This window comes from Mesorhizobium amorphae (assembly GCF_014843845.1).
In the GTDB taxonomy this organism is placed as follows: domain Bacteria; phylum Pseudomonadota; class Alphaproteobacteria; order Rhizobiales; family Rhizobiaceae; genus Mesorhizobium; species Mesorhizobium amorphae_A.
The window spans coordinates 118705-144176 of sequence record NZ_JHQS01000008.1; the positions used below are offsets into that span (position 1 = coordinate 118705).

Consider the following 25472-nt stretch of genomic DNA (forward strand, 5'->3'; position numbering starts at 1 on the left):
GTCCGCTCGCGTCGATCAGATCATCTCCAGCCCGCGCTTGCGCGTCGGCGGCGGGAAGGCGCGGTCGAGCTCGGCGACATCCTCTGAACTCAGGCTGATGTCGAGCGCGGCGGCGTTCTGGCGCACATGCTCCTGCCTGGTCGCTTTGGGTATGGCGATGACGCCCGGCTGTGCCATCACCCAGGCAAGCGCGATCTGCGCCGGGGTGGCGTTGTGGCGGGCGGCGATGGCCTCGAGTCTGGCGTTGCGCGCCAACGCGCCCTGCTCGACCGGCGAATAGGCCATCAGCGGAATGCCGCGTTTCCGGCTCCACGGTGCGAGGTCGAATTCGGGGCCGCGCCGCGACAGATTGTAGAGCACCTGGTTGGTCTGGACATCGCCGCCGGCAGGCAGGCCGACCAGTTCCTCCATCTCGTCGGTGTCGAAATTGCTGACGCCCCAGTGACGGATCTTGCCGGCCTTCTTCAGTGTCTCGAACGCCTCGACCGTCTCCGCCAAAGGCACGCTGCCCGGCCAATGCAAGAGATAGAGATCGATGCGGTCGGTCGCGAGGCGTTTCAGGCTGCTCTCGCAGGCCCGCTGCACACCGGCGCGAGAGGCGTTGGACGGCAGCACCTTGGAGACCAGGAAGGTGTCGTCGCGGCGCCCGGCAATGGCCTCCGCCACCACCTCCTCGGCGCCGCCGCTGGCATACATTTCGGCGGTGTCGATGAGGGTAATGCCGAGATCCAGCCCTAGCCTGAGTGCGGCAACCTCATCGGCACGGCGACGTGCATCCTCGCCCATTTTCCAGGTGCCCTGGCCGAGCACGACAATGGCTTCGCCCGAGGGTAAAGTGGTGGTTCTGATCGTTGACGGCATGACGTGCTCCAGTTGGCGCCGGATCGCAGCACAGGCGAGCCGTGAAATCCAGACGAGAGTCCTGTCCGAACGTTCGCGGTTACGCCTGCCGCTACTTCACCGGATGGGCGGCGAGCCAGGCCTGCATCTCTTTGATCTCGGCTTCCTGCGCCGCGATGACGCCTTCAGCCAGCTTGCGGATTTCCGGGTCCTTGCCGTTGGCAAGCTCGACCTTGGCCATGTCGATCGCGCCCTGATGATGCGGGATCATGCCGCGGACGAAATCGACATCGGCATTGCCGGTATATTCGATCGCCATCATGTCGGCGTGCATCTTGTCCATCGCCGCCTTGTAGCCCGCGGCCGAAGGGTTTTCCGCGCCCATCGCCATGCCGGACATGTCGTGCTTCATTTCCTCGGATTGGGCCGGAACGCTTTCGAGGAACACCGCGAGCAGCATTCCCGCCGCCATCAGCAAAAGCACAATCTTCTTGGCCAGATTCATCCGTGATCTCCTGTTGAATGGAATGTCGTATTTGGGAGTTTTGCTCAGAGTTTCAACGTTCTCAGCCGCAACGCGTTGCCGATGACCGAGACCGAAGACAGGCTCATCGCCGCCGCCGCCAGCATCGGCGACAAAAGCGTGCCGGTGAGCGGATAGAGCACGCCAGCCGCGACCGGCACGCCGAGCACATTGTAGAGGAAGGCGAAGAACAGGTTCTGGCGGATGTTGCGGATCGTCGCCTGGGCGAGCGTGCGGGCGCGGACGATGCCGTTGAGGTCGCCCTTGACCAGCGTGATCCCGGCGCTTTCGACCGCGACGTCGGCGCCGGTGCCCATGGCGATGCCGACATCGGCGACAGCAAGTGCGGGCGCATCGTTGACGCCGTCGCCGGCCATGGCGACACCGGCGCCTTTCGAGCGCAATTCCTCGACAAGGGCCGCCTTCTGTTCCGGCAGCAGGCCGGCGCGAACCTCGTCGATGCCGAGCTTGCCGGCTATGGCCTTGGCCGTGCGCTCATTGTCACCGGTCGCCATGATGATCCTCAAGCCCCTGTCATGCAGTGCCTTGATCGCCTCCGCTGTCGTCGCCTTGACCGGATCGGCGACGGCGACGATGCCCGCCAGCCTTTTGCCCACGGCAACGAACATCACCGTCTTGCCGTCCGTTTGCAGCGCCGTTGCCTGTTCACCGAGCGGCGCGGTGTCGATGCCGAGATCGGCCATCATCGCCGCGTTGCCGAGCGCGACCTTGCTGCCCGACACCATGCCCGAAACACCCTTGCCGGTGACCGCCTCGAAATCGCTGGCGTCAGCGAGCTTCAGGCCCCGTTCGCCGGCGCCATCGACGATGGCCTCGGCCAAAGGATGCTCCGAGCCCTTTTCGAGGGCGGCAGCGAGCGCCAGCAATTCATTCTCGGCCATATCTTCGACAGCGAAGACGTCGGTCAATCGCGGCCGGCCCTCGGTCAAGGTGCCGGTCTTGTCGACGATCAGCGTATCGACCGAGGCAAAGCGCTCGAGCGCCGCCGCCTCCTTGATCAGCACGCCGGCATGGGCGCCGCGTCCGGTCGCGGTCATGATCGACATCGGCGTCGCCAGGCCGAGCGCGCAGGGACAGGCGATGATCAGCACCGACACCGCCGAGACGATGGCGAAGATGAGGCTCGGCTCGGGACCGAGGATCGCCCAGGCGACGAAGGCGATGATCGCGACCAGCACGACGGCCGGCACGAAATAGAAGGAGACGCGGTCGGCCAGCCCCTGGATCGGTGCGCGTGAACGCTGTGCCTTGGCGACGAGCTCGACGATGCGCGCCAGCGTGGTCTCGGCGCCGACCTTTTCGGTGCGCATGATCAGCGAACCGTTCTTGTTGAGCGTGCCGCCGGTCAGGGCATCGCCTTCCGTCTTTTCGACCGGCAGCGGCTCGCCAGTGATCATCGATTCGTCGACCGCCGAGCGGCCTTCGAGCACGTTTCCGTCGACCGGCACGGCGTCGCCCGGACGAATGCGTAGCCGATCGCCGGCCTTGACCGTGTCCAGCGGCACGTCGGTCTCGGAGCCATCCGCGCCGATCAGCCTGGCCGTCTTCGGCGCCAGGTCGAGCAAGGCGCGGATCGCCGAGCCGGTCTTTTCACGGGCACGCAGTTCGAGAACCTGGCCGAGGAACACCAGCGCGACGATGACGGCGGCGGCCTCGAAGTAGACCGGCACAGTGCTGCCGTGGCCGCGGAACTGATGCGGAAAGATGTCCGGAAACAGCGTGGCGACGACGCTGTAGAGGTAGGCGGCGCCGACGCCCAGCGAAATCAGCGTCCACATGTTGGGGCTGCGGTTGAGGACCGACTGCCCGCCGCGATGGAAGAACGGGAATGCCGCCCACAGCACCACCGGGCTCGCCAGCGCCAGTTCCAGCCAGGTCTTCGTCCGATCGTCGATGAGGCTTTCGAAGCTCAGACCGAGCATCGGCGCCATGGCGATGATCAGCAAGGGCAAGGACAGCACCACGCTGACCCAGAAGCGCCTGGTGAAATCCACCAGTTCAGGGTTCGGCCCCTCGTCGCCGGTCGGTACGCCCATCGGCTCCAGCGCCATGCCGCAGATTGGGCAGGCGCCGGGCTTGTCGCGGATGATTTCGGGATGCATCGGGCAGGTGTACTGCGTGCCTTTCGGCATCGCCTGCGGCGCTGGCCTATCGCCGAGATATTTCGCCGGCTCCGCCTCGAACTTCGCCTTGCAACCGGCCGAGCAGAAATAGAAACCCTGGCCCTCGTGACGCAAAAAGTGCTTAGCGATGGCGCGGTCGACGCTCATGCCACACACCGGATCGGTGGCCGTCAGGTATTTTTCCGGCTCGGCGACGAATTTCGCACGGCAGCGCTCGCTGCAGAAATGGTGGACCTGGCCGCCATGCTCGGCCATCGGCTTGCTGGCGGCCGGATCGACGGTCATGCCGCAGACCGGATCGCGGATGACGGCCGCCGCGCCTGGCGCGGCACCTTTCGCGGAGCAACAGCCTCCGGCGTGCGCGTGGTGACTATGGTCGGAATGGGCCATCCGAAATGCCTCTTATGTCTCGATCTGGTGAGGAGGTAGGGCTTCCAGTAACTGGAAGGTCAAGGGCCAGTGTCGACTTTTCGTGCCGAGGCGGTCGGCGAAAAAATACCGCGCGCGGTTGCGCCCATATGCTAAGGACGCCCACTTCCCGCAATCGCATCGATCCCCGTTCAAATGAAGTGTCTGGTCATCAACCTCGATCGGTCCCGGGACCGGCTTGCCCACATGACGGTGGAGCTGGCCCGCATCGGCGTTGCGTTTGAACGGGTTGCGGCGATCGATGCATGCAATCCATCCGACATGGCCGCGACAGCGCCATACAGGAATTCGTTTCCATCGAACTTGTCCGATGCTGAGATCGCCTGCTTTTTGAGCCACATTGCATGTTGGCGCATCGTTGCTGAAAGCAATGATGCCTACGCCGCAATCCTTGAAGACGATGTGCTGATTTCAGCCGTGGCCCGCCCATTGTTTGCCGACAGCGACTGGATTCCGGCCGATGCCGACATTGTCAAGCTGGAGACAGTCTTCAGCAAGACCTCTGTCTCCAGAATCCACACTTCCGTCGGTTACGGCCATTCCGTGTCCAGGCTCCTGGGGGCGCATCTCGGCACTGCGGGCTATATCGTTTCGAAACGGGCCGCGCGCGATCTTATCGAGGCAACATATGAGCTCGCCGCTCAGGTCGATTGCGTGATGTTCGATCCCGCCTTCCAGACATCGTGGCGCAAGACAACTTATCAGCTCATACCGGCGCTGTGCATGCAGACCCAGTTCCTGAGCGATGACGAAGCAGTGCTGCCGAGCCAGATCATTGATGCGACACCCAGGGCGCTGGCGACGCCTGCGAGCGAAAAACGAAAGAGGTCTACTCCCGAAAAAGTCCTGACCGAGGTCAAACGGACATGGCACCAAGCCAGCAAAGTTTTCCAGCTGGAGCGGGAAATGATCATTCCGTTCCGCTATCATGGCAAAAGTGTCCGTCCGCCCCGTCCTGGGCATCGTTTGAAGGCGCTGTAGACGGTCACGTTTCTCTTTTCATGCCGCGGCCAGGCCTGGCACGACAGCTTGCCGATTTCTGCCGGCTGCGGCAGCGGAAGACCATCCCGTTCGAACACCAGGGCAAGCGTGTTCGACCGCCCCATACCCAGCACCGCGAAAACGCGCTATAGACGCCGCCGAAAAGGCGAGACCGACCTCCGCATATGGCAAAAATATCCCTGAAACTCGACGAGCTGATCGACGGCGACGCCTTGCGCCGCGAGATGACGGCGCTGACCGCGGCAACGGCCGGCGACGGTTCCGGCCAGGCCACGCGAGGCCGCGTCCTCCAGCTTCTCAAGGGCCGGCTCGCCGACGGCCGCAAGGTCGCCGAGACCATGCTGAAGGACGATGGCGGCGGCACCGCCTGCGCCGCCCGGCTGTCACATCTCATGGACGAGATAATCCGCGCGCTCTACGATTTCGCCGCGACCCATGTCTACCGCGTCAAGAACCCGTCTTCTGCCGAACGCATGGCCGTGGTCGCGGTCGGCGGCTATGGCCGCGGCACGCTGGCGCCGGGCTCCGACATCGACCTTTTGTTCCTGCTGCCCTACAAGCAGACGCCGTGGGGCGAGCAGATCGTCGAATACATGCTCTACATGCTGTGGGATCTCGGCCTGAAGGTCGGGCACGCCACCCGCAACATCGACGAGTGCCTGAGGCTGTCGCGCACCGACATCACCATCCGCACCTCGATCCTGGAAGCGCGCTTCCTGTGGGGCGAGCTGAAACTCTATGACGAGCTTCTGACGCGTTTCGACCACGAGGTGGTGCGGACGACCGGCCCCGAATATGTGCAGGCAAAACTTGCCGAGCGCGACGAGCGCCATGCCAAGGCCGGCGAAAGCCGCTATCTCGTCGAACCCAACGTCAAGGACGGCAAGGGCGGCCTGCGCGACCTGCAGACGCTGTTCTGGATCGCCAAGTATTTCTACCGGGTGCGCACCGGCGAGGAACTGGTCGACAAGGGTGTCTTCACCGAAGCCGAATACCGCGAATTCCTCAAGGCCGAGGATTTCCTGTGGGCGGTGCGCTGCCACATGCATTTCCTCACCGGCAAGCCCGAGGAGCGGCTGCATTTCGACATCCAGCGCGAGATCGCCGAGCGGCTGGGCTACACCACCCATCCCGGCCTGTCGGCGGTCGAGCGCTTCATGAAGCACTACTTCCTCGTCGCCAAGGATGTCGGCGACCTGACCCGCATCTTCTGCGCGGCACTGGAGGAGGAACAGGCCAAGCATGTGCCTGGCTTCAACCGTATCTTCCTCACCTTCTCGCGCCGCAAGCGCAAGCTCGCCGGCACGTCCGATTTCATCGTCGACAACCACCGGATCAACGTCGCCGGCGACATGGTGTTCGAGCGCGATCCGGTCAATCTCTTGCGGCTGTTCTGGTTCGCCGACAAGCATGGGCTGGAGTTCCACCCCGATGCGCTGAAGCTGCTCACCCGCTCGCTCGGCCTGGTCAACAAGTCGCTGCGACGCGACGAGGAGGCCAACCGGCTGTTCCTCGACATCTTGACCTCGGACCGCAACGCCGAGCTCAACCTCAGGCGCATGAACGAGGCGGGGCTGCTTGCCAAGCTGATCCCCGACTTCGGCAAGATCGTCGCCATGATGCAGTTCTCGATGTACCACCACTATACGGTGGACGAGCACCTGATCCGCTGCATCGGCGTGCTGGCCGAGATCGAGCGCGGCGACGGCGAGAAGGTGCATCCGCTGTCGCACACGCTGATGCCGGGACTGAAGAAGAGCCGCGAGGCGCTCTATGTGGCGGTGCTGCTGCACGACATCGCCAAGGGACGCCTGGAGGACCATTCGGAGGCTGGCGCGCGCATCGCGAGGCGCATCTGCCCGCATATGGGGCTTTCGGCGGCCGACACCGAAACCGTCGCCTGGCTGGTCGAGAACCACCTCGTGATGTCGATGACGGCGCAGACGCGCGACCTCAACGACCGCAAGACGATCGAGGATTTCGCCTCGATCGTGCAGTCGGTCGAGCGGCTGAAGCTGCTGCTGATCCTGACCGTCTGCGACATCAGAGGCGTCGGGCCGGGCGTGTGGAACGGCTGGAAGGGCCAGTTGCTGCGTACGCTCTATTATGAGACCGAGCTGCTTCTGACCGGTGGCTTCTCTGAAGTGTCGCGCGCCGAGCGCACTGCCGCCGCGCGCGAGCGGCTGGCCGAGGCGCTGGCGGATTGGCCGGCCAAGGACCGCAAGCGCTATGTCGCCCAGCACTACGAGAACTACCTGCTGACCGTGGACCTCGCCGACCAGCTGCGCCACGCCGAATTCATCCGCGAGGCGGACGCGGCGGGCAAGAAGCTCGCCACCATGGTCAAGACCCACCAGTTCGAGGCCGTGACCGAGATCACCGTTCTGGCGCAGGACCATCCGCGCCTGCTGTCGGTGATTGCCGGCGCCTGCGCCGGAGCCGGCGGCAACATCGTCGACGCGCAGATCTTCACCACCTCCGACGGCCGCGCGCTGGACACCATCCTGATCAGCCGGGAATTCGACCTCGACGAGGATGAGCGCCGCCGCGCCGAGCGCGTCGGCAGATTGATCGAGGATGTGCTGTCGGGCAAGAGCTGGCTGCCCGAAATGATCGAGAAGCGCACCAAGCCCCGGCGCGGCGCCAAGGTCTTCCGCATTCCGCCGCGGGCTGAAATCCGCAACACGCTTTCGAACCGCTTCTCGGTGATCGAGATCGAGGGGCTGGACCGGCCTGGCCTGCTGTCGGAGATCACCGGCGCGCTGTCGGATCTCTCGCTCGACATCGCCTCGGCGCATATCACGACTTTTGGCGAGAAGGTCATCGACACTTTCTATGTCACCGACCTGACGGGACAGAAGATCGACAGCCCGACGCGCATGGCCACCATTCACAAGCGGCTGATCGAGACCCTCGAAGGCACCGCGCCGGAGCGCAACGGCAAGGCCAAGGCGGCCGCCGAGTGAGGATCACCATCACTTTGTCCCATTCCCACGGTCAGTCTCCCCGCGCATGAGCCTTGTCAAGAAATTCGCCACCGTCGCTTCCGGCACACTGATGAGCCGCGCGCTCGGTTTCGGCCGCGAGATGCTGATGGCGGCCGCTCTCGGCACCGGGCCGGTCGCCGACGCCTTCAACGCCGCCTTCCAGTTTCCCAACACCTTCCGCCGGCTGTTCGCCGAGGGCGCCTTCAACGCCGCCTTCGTGCCGCTGTTCGCCAAGGAGATCGAGATCCACGGCACCGAGGGCGCCAAGCGCTTTTCCGAAGAGGTGTTCGGCGTGCTGTTCACGGCGCTGCTGGCGCTGACCATCGTCATGGAACTGGCGATGCCGCTGATCGTGCGCTACCTGGTGGCGCCGGGCTTTGCCGACACGCCGGGCAAGTTCGAGACGACGGTCCGGCTTGCGACCATCATGTTTCCCTACCTGATCTGCATGTCGCTCGGCGCCATGATGGCCGGCATGCTGAATTCGCTGCGCCGCTATTTCGCCGCCGCCGTGGCGCCGGTGTTCCTCAACATCATCCTGATCGGCGTTTTGGCCTATGCCTGGTACAAGGGACTGGACGCCCACGCCGTCGGTTTCGGCCTGTCCTGGGGTGTGCTCGCGGCGGGACTGGTGCAGCTCGCCATCGTCTGGGTGGCGGTGCGCCATGCCGGCATCTCGATCGGCTTTCGCCGGCCGAAGATGACGCCCAGCGTCAAGCGGTTGCTGATCCTGGCGCTGCCAGCGGCGATCACCGGCGGCATCACCCAGATCAACCAGCTGATCGGCACGGCGATCGCCTCGGCGCAGGACAGCGCCGTGTCATCGCTCGCCTATGCCGACCGCATCTACCAGCTGCCGCTTGGCGTCGTCGGCGTCGCGGTGGCGATCGTGCTGTTGCCGGAACTGTCGCGGGCGCTGAAATCCGGAAACCTGATCGAGGCGGCCAATCTGCAGAACCGCTCGGTCGAGTTCACGCTGTTCATGACCTTGCCGGCGGCCGTCGCCCTCTGGGTCATGTCGGAGCCGATCGTGCGGCTGGTGTATGAACGCGGCGCCTTTGCCGCCAACCATTCGACGCCGACCGTGGCGGCGATCCTGGCGATCTTTGGCCTGGGCCTGCCGGCCTTCGTGCTGATCAAGGCGTTCACCCCCGGCTATTTCGCCCGCGAGGACACGCGTACGCCAATGATGTTTGCCGCCATCTCGGTGGCGGTGAACGTCGCGACCGCGCTGACGCTGTTCCCGTCCATGGGCGCGCCGGGCATTGCGGTAGCCTCGGCCGTCGCCGGCTGGGTCAACGCGCTGATGTTGCTTGCCGTGCTGATCCGGCGCGGCCATTGGGGTCGCGACCTGCCGCTCTTGAAACGCATTCCCCGGCTGGCGCTGTCGGCGGCGGTGATGGGAGCGGCGCTCTATTTCGCTGAGCACTGGTTGGCCGTCAGGCTCGGCCCGGGTTCGCCACTGGTCGTCAAGGCAACGACGGTTCTGGCACTGGTCGCCGGCGGGGCGGCGCTCTACTTCGTCACCGCCTTCACTACCGGCGGCGCCGATTTCGGCATGATCCGAAGGAACATCAAGCGCGGTTCGGCAAAGGCGACGGCGCCATCGGTCACGGAACAGTCTCCAGATCCGTGAGCCTGATTTCTTCGGGCCGTGGAAGCATCGGCACGGCTTGGTAACACGCGCGCGCAAGCGCAGTGAAAGCAGTCCGCCGTGTTCAGGCGGATGGCGTTGTTGCGGAACCGCGAGTGGCCTCGATGGAAAGCGAGGTTGCCTCGGGCCGAGGCTGAAGCTCCGCGCTGAGCCGCCATCGCCCATTCGGGGTATTGCCTTTGGCGCCGACCGGACATAACGGAAGGGGCAAGCTCAGACTTGCGCTGACGTTGGGGGTTCGATGGAAACGCTGTCGCTCGAAGATTTCATCGATGACGAACCTTGGGGAGACGACGTTCCGTTTCTGGAGGACATTCCGGGCGAAGATCTGGTAGCGGGCGTGCGGATTCAGCGGTTGGTCACAAGAGGCGACAAGCGTGGCGACCTTACGGTCCTCATGTCGGCACTGCTGGAGCCCATTACCCCGCCGCCGCATGTCTATCTGGTATCGGCCGAGGTGGGATCGATCAGGGCATGGGTCTATCACAAGCGACAGTTCGACCGGCTCGCCTATACAAATGGCGACATCAGGGCCGTGCTCTACGATCTACGCAAGGATAGCCCGACATACCAAAAAATAAACGTTCTCGACGTCGGCGCGGCCAACAAGATCCTGCTGACAATCCCGCCCTATGTCGTTCACGGGGTTCAAAACCGTGGCAAGAGCACCGCGACATTCGTCAACATGCCGACGAACGTCTACGACCCTAAAAATCCGGACAAGTCGCGGGTTCGCTTCGATCACCCGGGCATCCCGTACAAATTCGAATAGCATGACGACGTTTTCCGTCATCATGGCCACCTACAATCGCGGCAGGCATATTCTTCCGTCGATACAATCGGTGCTGCGCCAAACCCGCCAGGACTTCGAACTGTTGGTGGTGGGCGATTGCTGCACGGACGACACCGCGGATGTGGTACGGGCGCTTGCGTCCCCTCAAATCCGCTGGTCGACCCTGTCAGAGCGCGGCGGCAGCCAGGCCTTCCCCAACAATGCGGGCATCGAAATGGCGCGCGGGCAATACGTTGCCTATCTCGGTCATGACGATCTCTGGGCTCCGGACCATCTCCAGGCGCTCGCCGATCTTTTCGGAAGGGATCCGCGACCGGACTTTGTCGTAAGCGGCGCGATCTTTCATGGCCCCAGGGCAAGCAATTTTCTGTGGGTGACCGGCATCTTCAGCGAACCGGACGCCGCTATTAAGCACTTCTTCCCGCCTTCGAGTTTCGGCCACCGACGCGACGTTGTCGATCGGATCGGCAAATGGCGCAGTCCGAAAGAGATAACTGCGCCCGTCGACGCGGATTTCATGTTGCGAGCGGCAAAGTCAGGCATGCATTTTGTGTCGACGCAGCGGATCACCGTCCAGAAATTCGCGGCCGGTCACCGCTATCTAAGCTATATGAGCCAAGGCTCGGACGAGCAGGAACGAATGGCCCGGCGAATGGCCCGGCCGGGATTTGAGGGCTATCTGGCCTCCGAACTGACCAAGGCAAAGGCAGCCAACACTTACATGGTCATGGTCCATCCGGACTACGAGCGCTTCGAGAAGGGTCAGCTCGCGACCCAGATTGCGACGAACAAGGGCATCGTCCGCCCGAATCTGAGCAGCCTCAGGAAGCGCGAAGTCATCAAGCAGGACAACTCGCAAAAGGCGCTCGACTGGTCTCCGCTCCAAGCAGGTGGCGACTGGATCCTCTGGGTCGGCTGCAATCCGCGCCCAAAGCTGCTTGTGCCGTTCAAATATGCCGGCAAGGCACGGATTCGCCTGGATATCCAGCATCCTCAACGCGAGGCGCTGAACAGGCTCAAATTGTCCGTAAATGGCCAGCCGGTCGTGGCAAGCATTTCCGCAATGCGCCAGGAGGGCAATCTCTGGAGCGCGCAAGCGACGTTCGAAACGGCGTTGCGAAAGGACGATCATACGATCCTGGAGCTTCATCTCAACAGATTGCAGAGACGCGCAGGCCGCAACGGCATCGGCGTGGCCGACATCGAGGTCACGCCGCTTGGGTGGCGAGGCCTTGTTGCCAAGGGCAAGCGGTTCCTCGCCAGGTCGGCAAGGGGCAATCGGGTGCTCGCCAAGTTGGCAAGGGGCAAGCGCCTGCTCGCCAAGTTCCGCCCGGCCCGCTGATCCCTCTTGCCGCTTTTTTGGTCTTCGTCCATAAGCGCGCCGTCGCAAGACTTTCGCCGCGCGCGGTTTCCAGCCGCGGGATTGGCTCCAAAAAGTCTGCAACTTTTTGGAATCACGCTTATACGGCCCTCCACAAGCCATGAGGACATCATGACCGCCTTCAAACCACTCGTCTTTTCGGGCGTCCAGCCGACCGGCAATCTGCATCTCGGCAACTATCTCGGCGCCATCAAGAAATTCGTCGCCCTGCAGGATACGTCCGACTGTATCTATTGCGTCGTCGACCTGCATTCGCTGACCGCGCAGCTGGTCTATGAGGACCTTGCCGACCAGACGCGCTCGATCACCGCGGCCTTCCTCGCCTCCGGCATCGACCCGAAGAAGCACATCGTCTTCAACCAGTCGCGGGTCATGCAGCACGCCGAGCTTGCCTGGATCTTCAACTGCGTGGCGCGCATCGGCTGGATGAACCGCATGACGCAGTTCAAGGACAAGGCCGGCAAGGACCGCGAGAACGCCTCGCTCGGCCTGCTCGCCTATCCGAGCCTGATGGCCGCCGACATCCTGCTCTATCGCGCCACGCACGTGCCGGTGGGCGAGGACCAGAAGCAGCACCTTGAGCTGACCCGCGACATCGCGCAGAAATTCAACAACGACTTTTCGGACCGCATCGCGGCCCTTGGCGTCGGCGTCGAGATGCAGGTCGGCGAGGAGACGGTGAACGGCTATTTTCCGCTGACCGAGCCGGTCATCGGCGGGCCGGCGGCGCGCATCATGAGCCTGCGTGACGGTTCCAAGAAGATGTCGAAGTCGGACCCGTCGGACCTGTCGCGCATCAATTTGACCGACGATGCCGATACCATCTCGAAGAAGATCCGCAAGGCCAAGACCGACCCGGAAGCCTTGCCGAGCGAGTTGGACGGCCTTGCCGGCCGGCCCGAGGCGGAGAACCTGGTCGGCATCTATGCCGGCCTCGCCGAACTCTCGAAGGCGGATGTGCTGAAGGAATTCGGCGGCCAGCAGTTTTCGGTGTTCAAGCCGGCGCTGGCCGACCTTGCCGTCGACAGGCTGGCGCCGATCGCCGGCGAGATGCGCCGCATCGAAGGCGACCGCGCCTATGTCGACGCGGTGCTGAGGGACGGTGGCGAACGTGCCGGCACCCTGGCGGAATCCACGATGAAGACGGTGCGCGACATCATCGGCCTTTTGCAAGGCTGATCTGTCCCGTCACCATCCCGACTGCCGGCCGCTTGCGGCCGGTCAGCGCGAGTGGCAGATTGCGGCCGAAACCACTCGTTTCCCTGATTTTGAAATTCGCCGGAGTTGGATATCAAGGGCAGTGCGAATTTCAAAATCGGGGAAACGAGCAAACTATTGATTTCTAGTGTCGTTTTTGATTTCGAAGTTCGCTCCGCGCGCGATATCAAAATCAGGCGAACTTCGAAATCACGACACTAGGTAGATAGACATGGTCTCCAAGCGCCTCAGTCGCGAAGCCGGACATCGCCGCAAGTTCCTGGCGATCATCGACGATACGCCCGAATGCGAGCGTGCCGTCGCCTATGCCTCGAAGCGGGCACAGAGCACCAGTGGCGTGCTGGTGCTGCTCTATGTCATCGAGCCGGACGATTTCCAGCACTGGCTGGGGGTCGAGAAGATCATGCGCGAGGAGGCCAACGCCACGGCGCGCACCGCGCTCGACAGCTATGCCAACAAGGTGCGCCAGAAGCTCGGCATCGAGCCGGAGCTGGTGGTGCGCGAAGGCAAACCGACCGAAGAGATCCACAGACTGATCGAGGAAGACCAGGACATCGCCATCCTTGTGCTGGCGGCAGGCGCCGGCAAGGAGGGCCCCGGGCCGCTGGTCGGCGCGGTGGCCGGCAAAGGCGCCGCCTTCCCTATTCCCGTCACCGTGGTGCCGCAGAATCTTTCGGACGAGGAGATAGACAGCCTGGCCTGAGGTATCGATATTCAGGTGAGGCCGGCCTGACCTGAAGCTCAACACACCCAGAAGCGCGTCGCAGGGACGCTGAAAAAACATTCCGCCAGCCAGCCGTTCGGGCGACGCGTTTCGCTTGAATGTCCAGCCGATAGAGCCTATTTAGAACTATTCCAAACTGTTGCCCGACACGGGCATGGAGACAGCCATGTTCATCCAGACCGAATCGACGCCGAACCCGGCGACGCTGAAGTTCCTGCCCGGCAAGGAAGTGCTGCGCGAAGGCACCGCCGATTTCCGCGACGCCGACAGTGCGGCAGGAGCTTCGCCGCTGGCCGGCCGGCTGTTCGAGATCCCGGGCGTGACCGGCGTCTTCTTCGGCTATGATTTCATCACCGTGACCAAGGACGGCCCCGACTGGCAGCATCTGAAGCCGGCGATCCTCGGCGCCATCATGGAGCACTTCATGTCGGGCGCGCCCGTCATGGCCAGGGCCGGCCCCGCAGCCGAGACCAGCCAGACCGGCGAATTCTACGACAAGGCCGACGAAGAGCTGGTCATCACCATCAAGGAACTGCTCGACACCAGGGTGCGCCCGGCGGTTGCCCAGGATGGCGGCGACATCACCTTCCGCGGCTTCGAGAACGGCACCGTGTTCCTGCACATGAAGGGCGCCTGCGCCGGCTGCCCGTCGTCGACGGCGACGCTGAAGCACGGCATCCAGAACCTGCTCAGGCATTTTGTGCCCGAGGTGCAGCAGGTCGAACAGGTCTCCTGAACTACGCGTCGCCTGCCCTGCTGACAAGCAGGGCAGGTTCTCAAAAGCGCTGCAGACGCCCTATGCCAACGCCGCCCGGCAGCCGGGCGGCGTTTTTGCTTGTCGGCCAACCTGCGAATGATCAATTTTGGAAGCTGGCGCTGCCCCTCATTGCCCTGCCGGGCATTTCTCCCCGTGAACGGGGAGAAAGAGGCTGACCACAACCTCAACACCCTTTCCTGCAATGTCGGCGGTTGGCGAAACCATTGATGGGAGCGCCCCTCTCCCCGTCACTATACGGGGAGAGGATGCCGGCAGGCAGGTGAGGGGCGGCGCAAACGTCCGGAGTCTGGCGCAGACCGAAACGACCAATCACGAAGCGGTGAACGATGTAACGAAGCGCCGCGCGCCGGCGAAACCGTTGTCATGGCCCCAGCTTGCAACGGAGACCCAAGATGACTGGATCAAAGGCGATAAGGGGCGCGATGCGGCTTGGCGCCGGTGCGGTGCTGCTCGTGCTTGCCGCGACGGGTGCCGTCTCTGCCCAGCCGCTGACCGTGGTCGAGCTGTTCACCAGCCAGGGCTGCTCGTCCTGCCCACCGGCCAATGCCAATCTGATCAAGGTCAAGGACCGGTCCGGCGTCCTGGCGCTGTCGTTCAACGTCACCTACTGGGACTATCTGGGCTGGAAGGACACGTTCGGCAGAGAAGAATTCACGCAGCGCCAGGTGAATTATGAGCCGGCGCTCGGCCGCTCCGGCCCGTTCACGCCGCAGGTGGTGGTCAATGGCGATGCCGATGCGGTCGGCGCCCGTCCCGGCGAGATCGAGCAGCTGATTGCCAGCAGCGGCCGCATAAAGGGCCCGTCGCTGTCGCTCGCCAACGGCAAGATCGCCATCGGCGCCGGCAAGGCGCCCGCCGGGCGCGCCGATGTCTGGCTGGTGCGCTACCGCCAGGGCGTCATCGAGGTGCCGGTGGCGCGCGGCGAAAACACCGGCCGCACCTTGCCGCATGCCAATGTCGTCCATGCGCTGAAGAAGCTCGGCAGCTGGAGCGGCGCGGCGACGACGTTTTCCCTGCCCGCCGATTCCGGCGGCCTCAGCACCGCGGTGCTGGTGCAGTCGCCCGGCGGCGGGCCGATCCTGGCCGCCGCCACCAACTAGCAATTCGCGGCGCCGCATGAAGCGGCGGCGCACTTCCCGGCCCCCGCGCCTTCAACCCCCAGAGGAGACCATCATGACCCATTTCTCTCGCCTGACGCTGCCGGCACTCGCCTTCGCGCTCTGCTCGACGGCGCTGTTGGCCAGCGGCATCGCCCGCGCCGAGGATGCGATGAAGCCGGCTAACGCCATGGCCACGGACGCCATGAAGCCGGCAACCGACGCCATGAGCACAAACGCGATGAAACCGGCGATGGCGACCGATGCGATGAAGAAGGACTGCATGGACAAGGCCGCCATGGAAACCGACGCCATGAAGAAGGACGAGGCGACCAAGGCCTGCGACGCGATGGGGGCGGCCAACTAGCTTCGGCTCGCCGCCGGCCGCCCCTGGCCATGGCCGTTCCCTGTCCAGGTCAGGGACGGCCCCTTTTTGGGCCGGCCGGGCCGGAACGCGCGGCGCACGGCAATGTGAGACAAGGGCGGGCCATCCGCCATATAATAGGACACCATCATGGGAGATCAGACATGACCGGCATTCATGAAAAAGCCGCGCGGCGATCGGCCAATTTCGCCAGGGGCGCGCTGGCCGCCCTCATCCTGGCGGCGGCGGGTGCCGCGCTGTGGCAGAGCCCGGCCGTCTCGGCCGAGGACGCGGTGGTGATCCCGCCGCCGGCGCTGGACGAGAAGGCCACCAGCGGCACGCAGAAGGCGGTCTTCGCCGGCGGCTGCTTCTGGGGCGTGCAGGGCGTGTTCCAGCACGTCAAGGGGGTGAGCAGCGCCGTTTCCGGCTATGCCGGCGGCAGCCAGGAAAACGCCGTCTACGAGACGGTCGGCACCGGCCGCACCGGGCACGCCGAATCGGTCGAGATCACCTACGATCCGTCGAAGGTCACCTACGGCCAGCTGCTGCAGGTGTATTTCTCGGTGGCGCACAATCCGACGCAGCTCAACTACCAGGGTCCGGACAGCGGCACCCAGTACCGCTCGACCATCTTTGCCGAGAGCGACGCGCAGAAGAAGATCGCCGAGAGCTACATCGCCCAGCTCGACAAGGCCAAGGTGTTTTCGAAACCGATCGTCACCACGCTGGAGACCGGCAAGGCCTTCTATCCGGCCGAAAACTACCACCAGGATTTTCTGACGCTGAACCCGACCTATCCCTACATCGTCTACAACGACCTGCCCAAGGTGGCGAATTTGAAGCAGCTGTTCCCGAAGCTTTATAGCGAGAAGCCGGTGCTGGTGCTTTCGGCCAGTAACTGAGGGTTGGCGGGCGGGCGGGCAGCGACGCCCTCCTTCCTTCCCTTCGTCATCCTAGGGTCTCCGCGACGTCGCTTCGCTCCTGCTCCGCCCTAGGATGACGAAGGATCCTGCCCTCCACCCTTTGTCGTCTCAATCATACGTCAGGTCCGTCGCCTTGCCGCCAAACACGCGGTAGGCATAGAAGGAATAGAAGATGATGATCGGCAGCACGACGACCGTGCCGGCGAGGATGATGGCAAGGCTTTCGGGCGCGGACGCCGCCTGCCAGATGGTCAGCTTGTCGGGCACGACGAAGGGGTAGAACGACCAGGCCAACCCGGCAAAGCCGAGCGCGAAGATGGCGGCCAGGCTCAGGAACGGCGTCAGCGCATGGCGGTCGTCGGGCCTGGGCAGATGGAAGGTCTGCCGCCACAGCCAGACGAACAGCAGCGCCGACAGGATCGGCAGCGGCGACAGATAGAGCATTTGCGGCCAGACGAACCATTTGTCGAAGATGCGCGGGCTGGCGAAGGGCGTGGCCAGCGACACCGCGACCATGCCGAGTGCGGCCAGCACCAGCGCCGTACGCAGCCAGCGCACCGCCTTCCTCTGCAATTCGCCTTCGGTCTTGTAGATCAGCCAGGCGGCGCCCATCGCCGCATAGGCGGCGGCGAGGCAGAGCGCCACCAGCGCGCCGAAGGCCATGCCGCCAAGACCGACATCGAGGCCGAGCACATAGACGCCCAGCATATAGCCCTGCGCCAGCGAAGCGATGATCGAGCCGAGGAAGAAGATGCGGTTCCAGCGATGCTTCCTGCCGGCCGGCACCTTGGCGCGGAAATCGAAGGCGACGCCGCGCAGGATGAGGCCGACGAGCAGCAGGAACGCTGGAATGTAGAGCGCTGTCAGGATGGTGCCGTGCGCCAGCGGGAAGGCGACCAGCAGCAGGCCGACGGCCAGCACCAGCCAGGTCTCGTTGGCATCCCAGAACGGGCCTATTGCCGCGATCATCGTGTCCTGCTCGGCGTCCTCGGCGGCCGCGAACAGGATGCCGATGCCGAGATCGAAACCATCGAGGATGACGTAGATCAGGATGGCGAGGCCCATCAGGCCGGCGAAGATCAGGGGGAGCAAGGTTGGCCAGTCGAAGCTCATGTCACTCTCCCGCTGCCGGTTGCGACAATGCCGCGTTCATGACGCCGGGCAACGGCGAGGCGTCACCGTCCTTGGCCGCCTTCAGCGCCAGGTGCACCAGCACGCCGAGATAGGCGATCAGAAGCAGCACATAGAGGATGAGATAGACGGCCAGCGTCAGCGCGACATGGCTGCCGGCGACCGGGCCGACGGCGTCGGCGGTTTTCAGCACACCGGTGACCAGCCAGGGCTGGCGGCCGATCTCTGTCGTGTACCAGCCGGCGAGCGTGGCAACCCATCCGGAGATTGTCATGGGCACCATCAGCAGCGCCAGCGGCTTGGGCAGGCTGTGGCGGCGCTTGAGGAAGAAGGCCGCCGACCAGGAGACGATCAGCATCAGGACGCCGGTGCCGACCATGATGCGAAAGCCCCAGAACACCGGGAAGACCGGCGGATGGTTGCCGGGATAGTCGTTGAGGCCGGGCACGACGCCGCTGGAGCTGTGGCGCAGCACGACACTGGCGCCGTCGGGAATGGCGAGCTCGAACCTGTTCTCCCTGGCCGCCTCGTCGGGCCACGCGAACAGCACCAGCGGCACGTTGGGGCCGGTGTTCCAGTTGGCCTCCATGGCGGCGATCTTCTGCGGCTGGTGCTCCAGCGTGTTCAAACCGTGCTGGTCGCCGGCGAAGATCTGGATCGGAATCAGGATCGCGGCGGTGAAGACGCCGGTGCGCAACGCCTTCCACATCGATTCGGAACGGTCGCCATAGAGGTAGCGCAGCGCCGACAGGCCGGCGATCAGGAAGGACACCGTCAGGCCGGAGGCCAAAAGCATGTGGACGAGCCGGTAGGGCATGGACGGGTTGAAGACGATCGCCCACCAGTCGACGGCATGCGCCACGCCATCGCGCATCTCGAAGCCGGCCGGCGTCTGCATCCAGGAATTCAGCGCGATGATCCAGAAGGCGGAGACCGTCGTGCCGCCGGCGACCAGCACTGTTGCCAGCGTGTGGATGCGGTTGGAGACGCGGCGGAAGCCGAACAGCATGATGCCGAGGAAGGCGGCCTCGAGGAAAAAGGCGGTCAGGATCTCATAGGCGAGCAGCGGGCCGGCGATGTTGCCGACTGTTTCCATATAGCCCGGCCAGTTGGTGCCGAACTGGAAGCTCATGGTGACGCCGGAGACCACGCCCATGGCGAAGGACAAAGCGAACACCTTCACCCAGGTGAAATAGGCGCGCATCCAGGCGGAATCGCCGGTCGCGTTGTAACGCAACTTGAAGAACAGCAGCACCCAGCCAAGTGCAATGGTGATCGCCGGAAACAGAATGTGGAACGAGATATTCGCGCCGAACTGGATGCGCGACAGAATGAGCGGGTCCATGGCGGGCTCCGGCTGCTGCTTGTTGTCAGAGAATAGGGCGCAAGCCCGACTGGGTCAAAGTGGCTTGGCGTCACGCGGGGCGCGTTGTCGCAGCATCCGGCTGCAAATCGTCAGTTGGACACACTGTCAATGGCCAGAACTGTCAGGTGCGGCATTGACTTCCGGCCGTGCGCACCGACATTCACCGGATTCCGTACAACAACGCGTTTCAGGCAGCCGTTTTCAGCCATGCCATCAATCATATCGATTTCCGGGGTCACCAAGACCTACGCCACCGGCTTCCAGGCGCTCAAGGAAATCAACCTCGACATCCAGCGCGGCGAGATCTTCGCGCTGCTCGGGCCCAACGGTGCCGGCAAGACGACACTGATCTCGATCGTCTGCGGCATCGTCAACCGCTCGTCCGGTACCGTCACAGTCGACGGGAACGATATCACCAAAGACTATCGCGCCGCGCGCAGCCTGATCGGGCTGGTGCCGCAGGAACTGACCATCGATGCCTTCGAGAGCGTGTGGGCGACGGTCAATTTCAGCCGTGGCCTGTTCGGCAAGCCGGCCAACCCGGCCTTCGTCGAGAAGGTTCTGCGCGACCTCTCTTTGTGGGACAAGAAGGACGCCAAGGCGATCACGCTGTCGGGCGGCATGAAGCGCCGGCTGATGATCGCCAAGGCGCTGTCGCACGAGCCGCGCGTGCTGTTCCTCGACGAGCCGACGGCCGGCGTCGACGTCGAGCTGCGCCAGGACATGTGGGAGATGGTGCGCCGGTTGCGCGAGGATGGCGTCACCATCATCCTGACCACGCATTACATCGAGGAGGCCGAGGCGATGGCCGACCGCGTCGGCGTCATCAACCGCGGCGAGATCATCCTGGTCGACGACAAGGCCGAATTGATGCGCAAACTCGGCCGCAAGCGGCTGTTGGTGGAGCTGCGCAGCCCGCTCGCCACCGTCCCCGAAAAGCTCTCGCGCTATGCGCTCGAGCTGTCGCCGGACGGCCAGCAACTGACCTACACCTATGACAACCAGAGCGATCGGCCAGGCGTCGCCTCGCTGCTGCGCGACCTCGAGGCCGCCGGCATCCATTTCCGCGACATGGATACGGAAAACAGCTCGCTCGAGGAGATCTTCGTCAATCTTTTGAGGCAAGAGCCATGAACCTGCGCGCGGCCATGAATCTTCGTGCAGTATGGGCAATCTACCGGGTGGAAATGGCGCGCGCCTTTCGCACCGTGTTGCAAAGCATCATCTCGCCGGTCATCTCGACATCGCTCTATTTCGTCGTCTTCGGCTCGGCCATCGGCTCGCGCATCACCGAGATCGACGGCATCAGCTACGGCGCTTTCATCGTGCCCGGGCTGATCATGCTGTCGCTTCTGACGCAGTCGATCTCGAATGCCTCCTTCGCCATTTATTTCCCGAAATTCGTCGGCTCGATCTACGAGCTTTTGTCGGCGCCGGTCTCCTATCTCGAGATCGTCATCGCGTATGTCGGCGGTGCGGCGACCAAGTCGATCATCCTTGGCCTGATCATCCTGGCGACAGCGTCGCTGTTCGTGCCGCTCCACATCGAACACCCGGTGTGGATGCTCGCCTTCCTGGTGCTGACCGCGGTGACCTTCAGCCTGTTCGGCTTCATCATCGGCATCTGGGCCAAGAGCTTCGAGCAGCTGCAGCTGGTGCCGCTGCTGATCATCACGCCGCTGACCTTCCTCGGCGGCAGCTTCTATTCGATCAACATGCTGCCTGACATCTGGCGCACGGTGACGCTGTTCAATCCGGTCGTCTATCTGATTAGCGGGTTCCGCTGGAGCTTTTACGGCAAGTCGGATGTCTCGGTCGGCATCAGCCTCGGCATGACGGTCGTCTTCCTGCTGATCTGCATAGCGATCGTCGCCTGGATCTTCAGGACCGGCTACCGGCTAAGGAACTGACCGGTCGGCCGCTTCAGATTGCCTTCACCAGCCGCAGCAGCCCCAGCATTTCGACAAAAGTCCCCTTGCGGAAGGCGATATAGGTCGGCTGCTCCCGGCCGTGGAAGCGGCGCTTGAACGCTGCCTGGCCCTGCAAATTGAACTTGGAGCGATTGACCCATGCGGAACCGTAGGCGCGCTGGAAGGTGCCGCGCCAGAAGTTCGATTCGGCAAAGCCGCTGGCTTCGATGTCGACCAGCGGCGACAGACCCAGCGTGACGACGGAAATGCCTTCCTCGCGAAAGCGGTCGACGGCGAATTTGGTCAGGCCGATCTCGGCATGCGGGGTGGCGTCGACATGCTTGCGCTTGAAGGCCGTGGTGTAGCCGATGACCTTGCCGCCGCTGAACAGCGGATCGAAGTCGAGCAGGGCGACGAGCTCGCCATCGGGGCCGCGCAGCACGAAACGGCGCATGTCGATGCCGAGATGGTCGGCGAAGGGCCGGTTGAGGAAGCCCATTTCCCAGCGCTTGACGATGCGCTCGCCGCGCCAGTTCTCGGACAGCCTGGCGATCTCGTCGAGGAAGATGCTGCGCCTGTCTTCCTCGAAGGAATAGCCCTTTTTCAGCAACCAACGCTCGGAGTAGCGCACCGTTTCGTTGCGCTTGCCCGAGAAATCATGGTCGGGCAGCGGCAGCCTGGTGTCGATACCCAGGCGGTTGACCTGATAGCCGAGCGAGGCCAGCACGCGCGCGGTCTCGGCACTGATCTGCACGAACCAGGGACCACCGGCGGCTTCGACGAAACGTCTGATGTAGGCGGGCCGGTCAGGCGGATGGACCACCGGGTCGCCGAGCGCGAAATGGTGCTTCATCTTGGTACCGAAGGCGATGTAGCCGTCGCTGTCGCCGAAATAGGACAGTTTCTGCTGCGCGGCGGTCGAGTAGGCGAGCGAGAAATTGCCATGCCGGCGAACCAGCGCCAAGCGCTCGACATGCGTCAGCTCCTGCCGCGGAACCTTGGGTGCTGCGCCTTCAAGAAGCCTGTCGATGGTGATGCGCAAGGAGGGCATGGCCGATCCGCGTGTCGAAAAGGGAGACCCGCCAGCCCACGGGCCTCGAATCAGTCGCACAGACGCGACCTGATTTATCGATCATATCGCGCATGCGCCATAGAAGGCGCAATCGGCGCCATCTGCAGGGCAATCTCGGCCAAAAGGCGGCGGCTCTATCCCTGAGCCATCACTCGCTCGAGTTGCGCCCCGTGGTCCAACATGCTGCATAGGGGCGCGTGAGCGGCTGTTCCCGTGGACATCAAGCCGACTTTGAATCAAGCCGCCGGAAACCAACGGCTTCCATTAGCATGTCCTCCTCGACCATGCCGGCGTTGTGCAGTGCAAGCAGGGTCAGGGCGATTTCCCGCGCCTCGGCTGACTCGGGATGCGCTTCGCGCCGCTGGCAGGCTTCGTCAAAGACGCGCTGCAGCCTGGCGATATCAGCAGGCTTGAGCAGGCCACGATCATAAATGGATTTCGGCATGGCGATCTCTTGATAAAGACCTAGGGCGCCACGCTTAAATTGCCAATCTTTCCCGAGGCTTGATAGATCCCCGAATAGAAAGGGAGGGATTTCGAGTTGCCGAAATCCCTCCTGCGATTGTCCAATCTCTCCAGTCTGGCCGTGTCAGATCGCGATCTTGCCGCCGCCCTGCTTGGTGATGGCGACCACCGACGGCCGCACCGGCATGTCGGGCTTGAAATCGGGCCAGCGGGTCGACAGGTCCTCATAGTAGGAGGGCCGACCGAAGGCTTCCCAGTCCTCGCCGCCGTCGCCCGGATGCTGGACGGCGACGAAAGCGGTCTGGTCGTCCGGCGCGAACAGCGGGCCGCACATTTCAGCGCCGATCGGCACACGGAAGAACAGCTTTGACGTCGCCCGCGCGGCACCTTCGGTGTCGACCGCCCACAGGCCGTCGGTGCGCCCGGTGGCCTTCGGACCCTGGCCATCGGTGGCGACCCAGAGGCGGCCGGCCGAATCGACGGCGCAATTGTCCGGCATGCCGAACCAGCCATTGGCGGTGGTCGCGGTCGAGAAGGTGGCGCCGACCTCGGCCACCGCGGGATCGCCGCATTTCAGCAGCACTTCCCACTTGCCCTTGGTGGCGGTGAAATCGCCGCCGTCCTCTGATATCTCGATGATATGGCCGAAGGCGTTTTCGGCGCGCGGGTTGGCGGCGTCGACCTGGTCGGCCTTGCGCTTGGAATTGTTGGTCAGCATGACATAGACCTTGCCGTTGACGGCATTGGGCTGGACGTCTTCAGGACGGTCCATCTTGGTGGCGCCGAGCAGGTCGGCGGCGCGGCGCGTCTCGATCAACACGTCGGCCTGGCTGGCAAAACCGTTTTCGGCGGTCAACGGACCCTGGCCGAAAACAATCGGCAGCCATTCGACCGAGCCGTCCTCAGCGAACTTGGCGACATGCAGCGTGCCGTCGTCGAGCAGGTTCATATTGGCGGCACGGTCGTTCGGGTTGAACGTGCCCTTGGTGACGAATTTGTAGACATAGTCGAAGCGCTCGTCATCGCCGAGATAGAAGACGACGCGGCCATCCTTGGCGACGATCGATTCGGCGCCCTCATGCTTGAAGCGGCCCATGGCGGTGCGCTTCCGCGGCGTCGAAGTTGGGTCGTTGACGTCGACCTCGACGATCCAGCCAAAGCGATTGGCCTCATTCGGTTCCTTGGCGAGGTCGAAACGGTCATAGTGCGCGCCCCACTCATAGGCACCTTCGGGAATGCCGAGGCGCTTGTAGTTGGTGGCTTCCTTGTGGTCGGCCGGCAGTTCGCCGGAGAAATAGCCGTGGATGTTTTCCTCGGCCATGACATAGGTGCCCCAGGGCGTGACGCCGCCGGCACAATTGTTGAAGGTGCCGATGACCTTGGTGCCGGACGGGTCGGCACTGGTCTTGAGGCGGTCATGGCCGGCGGCGGGGCCGGACAGCGCCATTTCGGTGTTGGAGCTGATGCGGCGGTTGAGCTTGCCGTCGCGCACGACCTGCCATTTGCCGCCGTCCTTGCGGATCTCGACGATGGTGCCGCCGTGTGCTGCCATCTCGACATCGACCTGCTCCTTGCTGAGCGGTGCGACTTCGAGCGCCTTCTTGCCGTCCTTGTCGACGATTTTCACGATGCCCGGAAACATCAGGTGCGAGTTGGTGTATTCGTGGTTGACGACCAGCAGGCCGTGCTCGGCCGAGCCGTCGATCGGGATATAGCCGACATAGTCGTTGTTGTAGCCGAACTGTTTCAGCTGGGCCTCGGCCGACTGCTTCGTCGGGTCGAATTCAGGCGAATCGGCAAACAGCGGGTCGCCCCAGCGCAGCAGCACATCGGCATCGTAACCGGGTGCTACGTGATGCTTGTCGTCGATACCGGCTTCGAGCTCGTCGAAGGAGAAGGCCGAACCTTCGGCGGCGCGGGCATTGTCGGCGCTGACCAATGCCAGTGGGCTGACGGTGGCGGCAATGGCCGAGACGGCGAGCGAACCTTTCAGAAAACCGCGGCGCGAGAAGCGCGAGGCTATGATCTCGCCCATGGTGCGGTTGTCGGTAGGGTTGGTGGCCGGGCCGTCATTTTCCTCGAGCAGGCTGGTGCGGAAACGGGCGTCGGGGGAGCGATGGTCGGTCATGAGACTTGCCTCTGGCTTTTTGGAGTGGCTGGAGCATGGGTACCTGTTCGACCCTTACAGTCGGCTGATCACACTTTCGTGACATTGTAAGCCGGTTTCAATCACCAGCCGGACCTTGGTGCGATGGACGTTGCTTGACGTCCCAGCACGCTTCGGAAACAAGGGCTGCCACAAGCGTCATTCAGGGGCAAAAAGTGAGTCTTTCCGGATTACTTCAGCTCGGCATTTCGACCGTGATCTTCCTCTTGGCGGCAACGGCGGCCAAGCAATGGGGGCTGGCGCCGAGCCTGGGCAAGATCGTGGTGACGCTGGCGCTCTATTCGCTGGGCAATCTTATCATGCTGAGATTGATCCGAGAATTCGGCATGTCGGTGTCGTTCAGCCTGTCGGCGGTGATCCAACTGGTGTCGGTCAATGTCGTGGCGCTGGTGTTCTTCGGCGAACGCGTCAACGCGCTGCAGGCGACCGGCATCGTGCTGGCGGTCGCGGCGGTGGCGCTGATCATGCTCGGGCCCTATCTGCAAACGCGCCTCTAGCGAGACC

Annotated in this window: 22 protein-coding genes; 14 read left to right on the top strand and 8 right to left on the bottom strand. The window is 63.6% G+C overall.

All coding sequences use genetic code 11. From position 1 onward, the window contains the following. Positions 1–15: 15 nt before the first annotated feature. From DH08_RS04635 to DH08_RS04645, 3 genes are all read right to left on the bottom strand, one after another. Positions 16–861, bottom strand: coding sequence for an aldo/keto reductase (locus DH08_RS04635; protein WP_192178119.1), 846 nt, complete (start codon positions 859–861; stop codon positions 16–18). 91 nt (positions 862–952) lie between these two features. Further along, entirely contained in the window at positions 953–1345 is a 393-nt protein-coding gene (gene copM / locus DH08_RS04640; protein WP_192178120.1) for a CopM family metallochaperone, read from the bottom strand. Positions 1346–1389: 44 nt separating this feature from the next. Beyond that, positions 1390–3897 (bottom strand): heavy metal translocating P-type ATPase, encoded by a 2508-nt coding sequence (locus tag DH08_RS04645; RefSeq protein ID WP_192178121.1) that lies wholly within the window; start codon positions 3895–3897, stop codon positions 1390–1392. Between the two features lie 225 nt (positions 3898–4122). On the opposite strand from DH08_RS04645, the gene DH08_RS04650 reads away from it, so the two are divergent. The 11 genes from DH08_RS04650 (at position 4123) to msrA (ending at position 16836) form a co-directional block, all read left to right on the top strand. Next, a complete protein-coding gene (locus DH08_RS04650; protein ID WP_246800682.1) occupies positions 4123–4917 on the top strand; it encodes a glycosyltransferase family 25 protein in 795 nt (264 codons plus the stop codon). 185 nt (positions 4918–5102) lie between these two features. After that, positions 5103–7904, top strand: coding sequence for a [protein-PII] uridylyltransferase (locus DH08_RS04655; RefSeq protein ID WP_192178123.1), 2802 nt, complete (start codon positions 5103–5105; stop codon positions 7902–7904). 46 nt (positions 7905–7950) lie between these two features. Beyond that, positions 7951–9561, top strand: coding sequence for a murein biosynthesis integral membrane protein MurJ (gene murJ, locus DH08_RS04660; protein WP_192178124.1), 1611 nt, complete (start codon positions 7951–7953; stop codon positions 9559–9561). A 259-nt stretch (positions 9562–9820) separates the two neighbouring features. Further along, the gene (locus DH08_RS04665) at positions 9821–10351 is read left to right on the top strand and encodes a dTDP-4-dehydrorhamnose 3,5-epimerase family protein (protein ID WP_192178125.1); all 531 of its coding nucleotides are present in this window, start codon (positions 9821–9823) and stop codon (positions 10349–10351) included. A 1-nt stretch (position 10352) separates the two neighbouring features. Beyond that, positions 10353–11714, top strand: coding sequence for a glycosyltransferase family 2 protein (locus DH08_RS04670; protein WP_192178126.1), 1362 nt, complete (start codon positions 10353–10355; stop codon positions 11712–11714). A 150-nt stretch (positions 11715–11864) separates the two neighbouring features. Continuing rightward, positions 11865–12932, top strand: a complete 1068-nt coding sequence (gene trpS, locus DH08_RS04675; protein WP_192178127.1) for a tryptophan--tRNA ligase — start codon at positions 11865–11867, stop codon at positions 12930–12932. Positions 12933–13182: 250 nt separating this feature from the next. Then, entirely contained in the window at positions 13183–13674 is a 492-nt protein-coding gene (locus DH08_RS04680; protein WP_006206889.1) for a universal stress protein, read from the top strand. Positions 13675–13861: 187 nt separating this feature from the next. Beyond that, a complete protein-coding gene (locus tag DH08_RS04685) occupies positions 13862–14431 on the top strand; it encodes a NifU family protein (RefSeq protein ID WP_006206890.1) in 570 nt (189 codons plus the stop codon). A gap of 434 nt (positions 14432–14865) precedes the next feature. Beyond that, a complete protein-coding gene (locus DH08_RS04690; RefSeq protein ID WP_192178128.1) occupies positions 14866–15573 on the top strand; it encodes a DUF1223 domain-containing protein in 708 nt (235 codons plus the stop codon). 73 nt (positions 15574–15646) lie between these two features. Continuing rightward, positions 15647–15937 carry a pentapeptide MXKDX repeat protein gene (locus DH08_RS04695; RefSeq protein ID WP_192178129.1) on the top strand — a complete coding sequence of 97 codons (291 nt, stop codon included), beginning with the start codon at positions 15647–15649 and terminating at the stop codon, positions 15935–15937. A gap of 161 nt (positions 15938–16098) precedes the next feature. Next, a complete protein-coding gene (msrA, locus tag DH08_RS04700) occupies positions 16099–16836 on the top strand; it encodes a peptide-methionine (S)-S-oxide reductase MsrA (RefSeq protein WP_192178130.1) in 738 nt (245 codons plus the stop codon). 129 nt (positions 16837–16965) lie between these two features. Here the strand turns inward: msrA and DH08_RS04705 are convergent, their stop codons facing one another. After that, complete coding sequence (locus DH08_RS04705) at positions 16966–17970, bottom strand: cytochrome d ubiquinol oxidase subunit II (protein ID WP_192178131.1); 1005 nt, start codon at positions 17968–17970, stop codon at positions 16966–16968. Between the two features lies 1 nt (position 17971). Further along, positions 17972–19333 carry a cytochrome ubiquinol oxidase subunit I gene (locus DH08_RS04710; protein WP_192178132.1) on the bottom strand — a complete coding sequence of 454 codons (1362 nt, stop codon included), beginning with the start codon at positions 19331–19333 and terminating at the stop codon, positions 17972–17974. Between the two features lie 228 nt (positions 19334–19561). Between DH08_RS04710 and DH08_RS04715 the strand changes: the two genes are divergently transcribed. Both DH08_RS04715 and DH08_RS04720 read left to right on the top strand, forming a co-directional pair. Next, a complete protein-coding gene (locus tag DH08_RS04715; protein WP_192178133.1) occupies positions 19562–20488 on the top strand; it encodes an ABC transporter ATP-binding protein in 927 nt (308 codons plus the stop codon). A 14-nt stretch (positions 20489–20502) separates the two neighbouring features. Continuing rightward, positions 20503–21264 (top strand): ABC transporter permease, encoded by a 762-nt coding sequence (locus tag DH08_RS04720; RefSeq protein ID WP_006206179.1) that lies wholly within the window; start codon positions 20503–20505, stop codon positions 21262–21264. 13 nt (positions 21265–21277) lie between these two features. On the opposite strand, the gene DH08_RS04725 is transcribed toward DH08_RS04720, so the two are convergent. The 3 genes from DH08_RS04725 to DH08_RS04735 form a co-directional block, all read right to left on the bottom strand. Beyond that, positions 21278–22315 carry a phosphatidylglycerol lysyltransferase domain-containing protein gene (locus DH08_RS04725; protein ID WP_192178134.1) on the bottom strand — a complete coding sequence of 346 codons (1038 nt, stop codon included), beginning with the start codon at positions 22313–22315 and terminating at the stop codon, positions 21278–21280. A gap of 241 nt (positions 22316–22556) precedes the next feature. After that, complete coding sequence (locus tag DH08_RS04730; RefSeq protein WP_006200566.1) at positions 22557–22781, bottom strand: hypothetical protein; 225 nt, start codon at positions 22779–22781, stop codon at positions 22557–22559. A gap of 144 nt (positions 22782–22925) precedes the next feature. After that, a complete protein-coding gene (locus tag DH08_RS04735) occupies positions 22926–24929 on the bottom strand; it encodes a PhoX family protein (RefSeq protein ID WP_192178135.1) in 2004 nt (667 codons plus the stop codon). 194 nt (positions 24930–25123) lie between these two features. Here DH08_RS04735 and DH08_RS04740 point away from each other — a divergent pair, with 194 nt between their 5' ends. Next, positions 25124–25465, top strand: a complete 342-nt coding sequence (locus DH08_RS04740; protein ID WP_192178136.1) for a hypothetical protein — start codon at positions 25124–25126, stop codon at positions 25463–25465. The last annotated feature ends 7 nt before the right edge of the window (positions 25466–25472 follow it).

Excerpts from the sequence above, each read along its gene's own strand:
- DH08_RS04635 (WP_192178119.1), bottom strand. The coding sequence starts at position 861 with ATGCCGTCAACGATCAGAACCACCACTTTACCCTCGGGCGAAGCCATT.
- copM (WP_192178120.1), bottom strand. The coding sequence starts at position 1,345 with ATGAATCTGGCCAAGAAGATTGTGCTTTTGCTGATGGCGGCGGGAATG.
- DH08_RS04645 (WP_192178121.1), bottom strand. The coding sequence starts at position 3,897 with ATGGCCCATTCCGACCATAGTCACCACGCGCACGCCGGAGGCTGTTGC.
- DH08_RS04650 (WP_246800682.1), top strand. The coding sequence starts at position 4,123 with ATGACGGTGGAGCTGGCCCGCATCGGCGTTGCGTTTGAACGGGTTGCG.
- DH08_RS04655 (WP_192178123.1), top strand. The coding sequence starts at position 5,103 with ATGGCAAAAATATCCCTGAAACTCGACGAGCTGATCGACGGCGACGCC.
- murJ (WP_192178124.1), top strand. The coding sequence starts at position 7,951 with ATGAGCCTTGTCAAGAAATTCGCCACCGTCGCTTCCGGCACACTGATG.
- DH08_RS04665 (WP_192178125.1), top strand. The coding sequence starts at position 9,821 with ATGGAAACGCTGTCGCTCGAAGATTTCATCGATGACGAACCTTGGGGA.
- DH08_RS04670 (WP_192178126.1), top strand. The coding sequence starts at position 10,353 with ATGACGACGTTTTCCGTCATCATGGCCACCTACAATCGCGGCAGGCAT.
- trpS (WP_192178127.1), top strand. The coding sequence starts at position 11,865 with ATGACCGCCTTCAAACCACTCGTCTTTTCGGGCGTCCAGCCGACCGGC.
- DH08_RS04680 (WP_006206889.1), top strand. The coding sequence starts at position 13,183 with ATGGTCTCCAAGCGCCTCAGTCGCGAAGCCGGACATCGCCGCAAGTTC.
- DH08_RS04685 (WP_006206890.1), top strand. The coding sequence starts at position 13,862 with ATGTTCATCCAGACCGAATCGACGCCGAACCCGGCGACGCTGAAGTTC.
- DH08_RS04690 (WP_192178128.1), top strand. The coding sequence starts at position 14,866 with ATGACTGGATCAAAGGCGATAAGGGGCGCGATGCGGCTTGGCGCCGGT.
- DH08_RS04695 (WP_192178129.1), top strand. The coding sequence starts at position 15,647 with ATGACCCATTTCTCTCGCCTGACGCTGCCGGCACTCGCCTTCGCGCTC.
- msrA (WP_192178130.1), top strand. The coding sequence starts at position 16,099 with ATGACCGGCATTCATGAAAAAGCCGCGCGGCGATCGGCCAATTTCGCC.
- DH08_RS04705 (WP_192178131.1), bottom strand. The coding sequence starts at position 17,970 with ATGAGCTTCGACTGGCCAACCTTGCTCCCCCTGATCTTCGCCGGCCTG.
- DH08_RS04710 (WP_192178132.1), bottom strand. The coding sequence starts at position 19,333 with ATGGACCCGCTCATTCTGTCGCGCATCCAGTTCGGCGCGAATATCTCG.
- DH08_RS04715 (WP_192178133.1), top strand. The coding sequence starts at position 19,562 with ATGCCATCAATCATATCGATTTCCGGGGTCACCAAGACCTACGCCACC.
- DH08_RS04720 (WP_006206179.1), top strand. The coding sequence starts at position 20,503 with ATGAATCTTCGTGCAGTATGGGCAATCTACCGGGTGGAAATGGCGCGC.
- DH08_RS04725 (WP_192178134.1), bottom strand. The coding sequence starts at position 22,315 with ATGCCCTCCTTGCGCATCACCATCGACAGGCTTCTTGAAGGCGCAGCA.
- DH08_RS04730 (WP_006200566.1), bottom strand. The coding sequence starts at position 22,781 with ATGCCGAAATCCATTTATGATCGTGGCCTGCTCAAGCCTGCTGATATC.
- DH08_RS04735 (WP_192178135.1), bottom strand. The coding sequence starts at position 24,929 with ATGACCGACCATCGCTCCCCCGACGCCCGTTTCCGCACCAGCCTGCTC.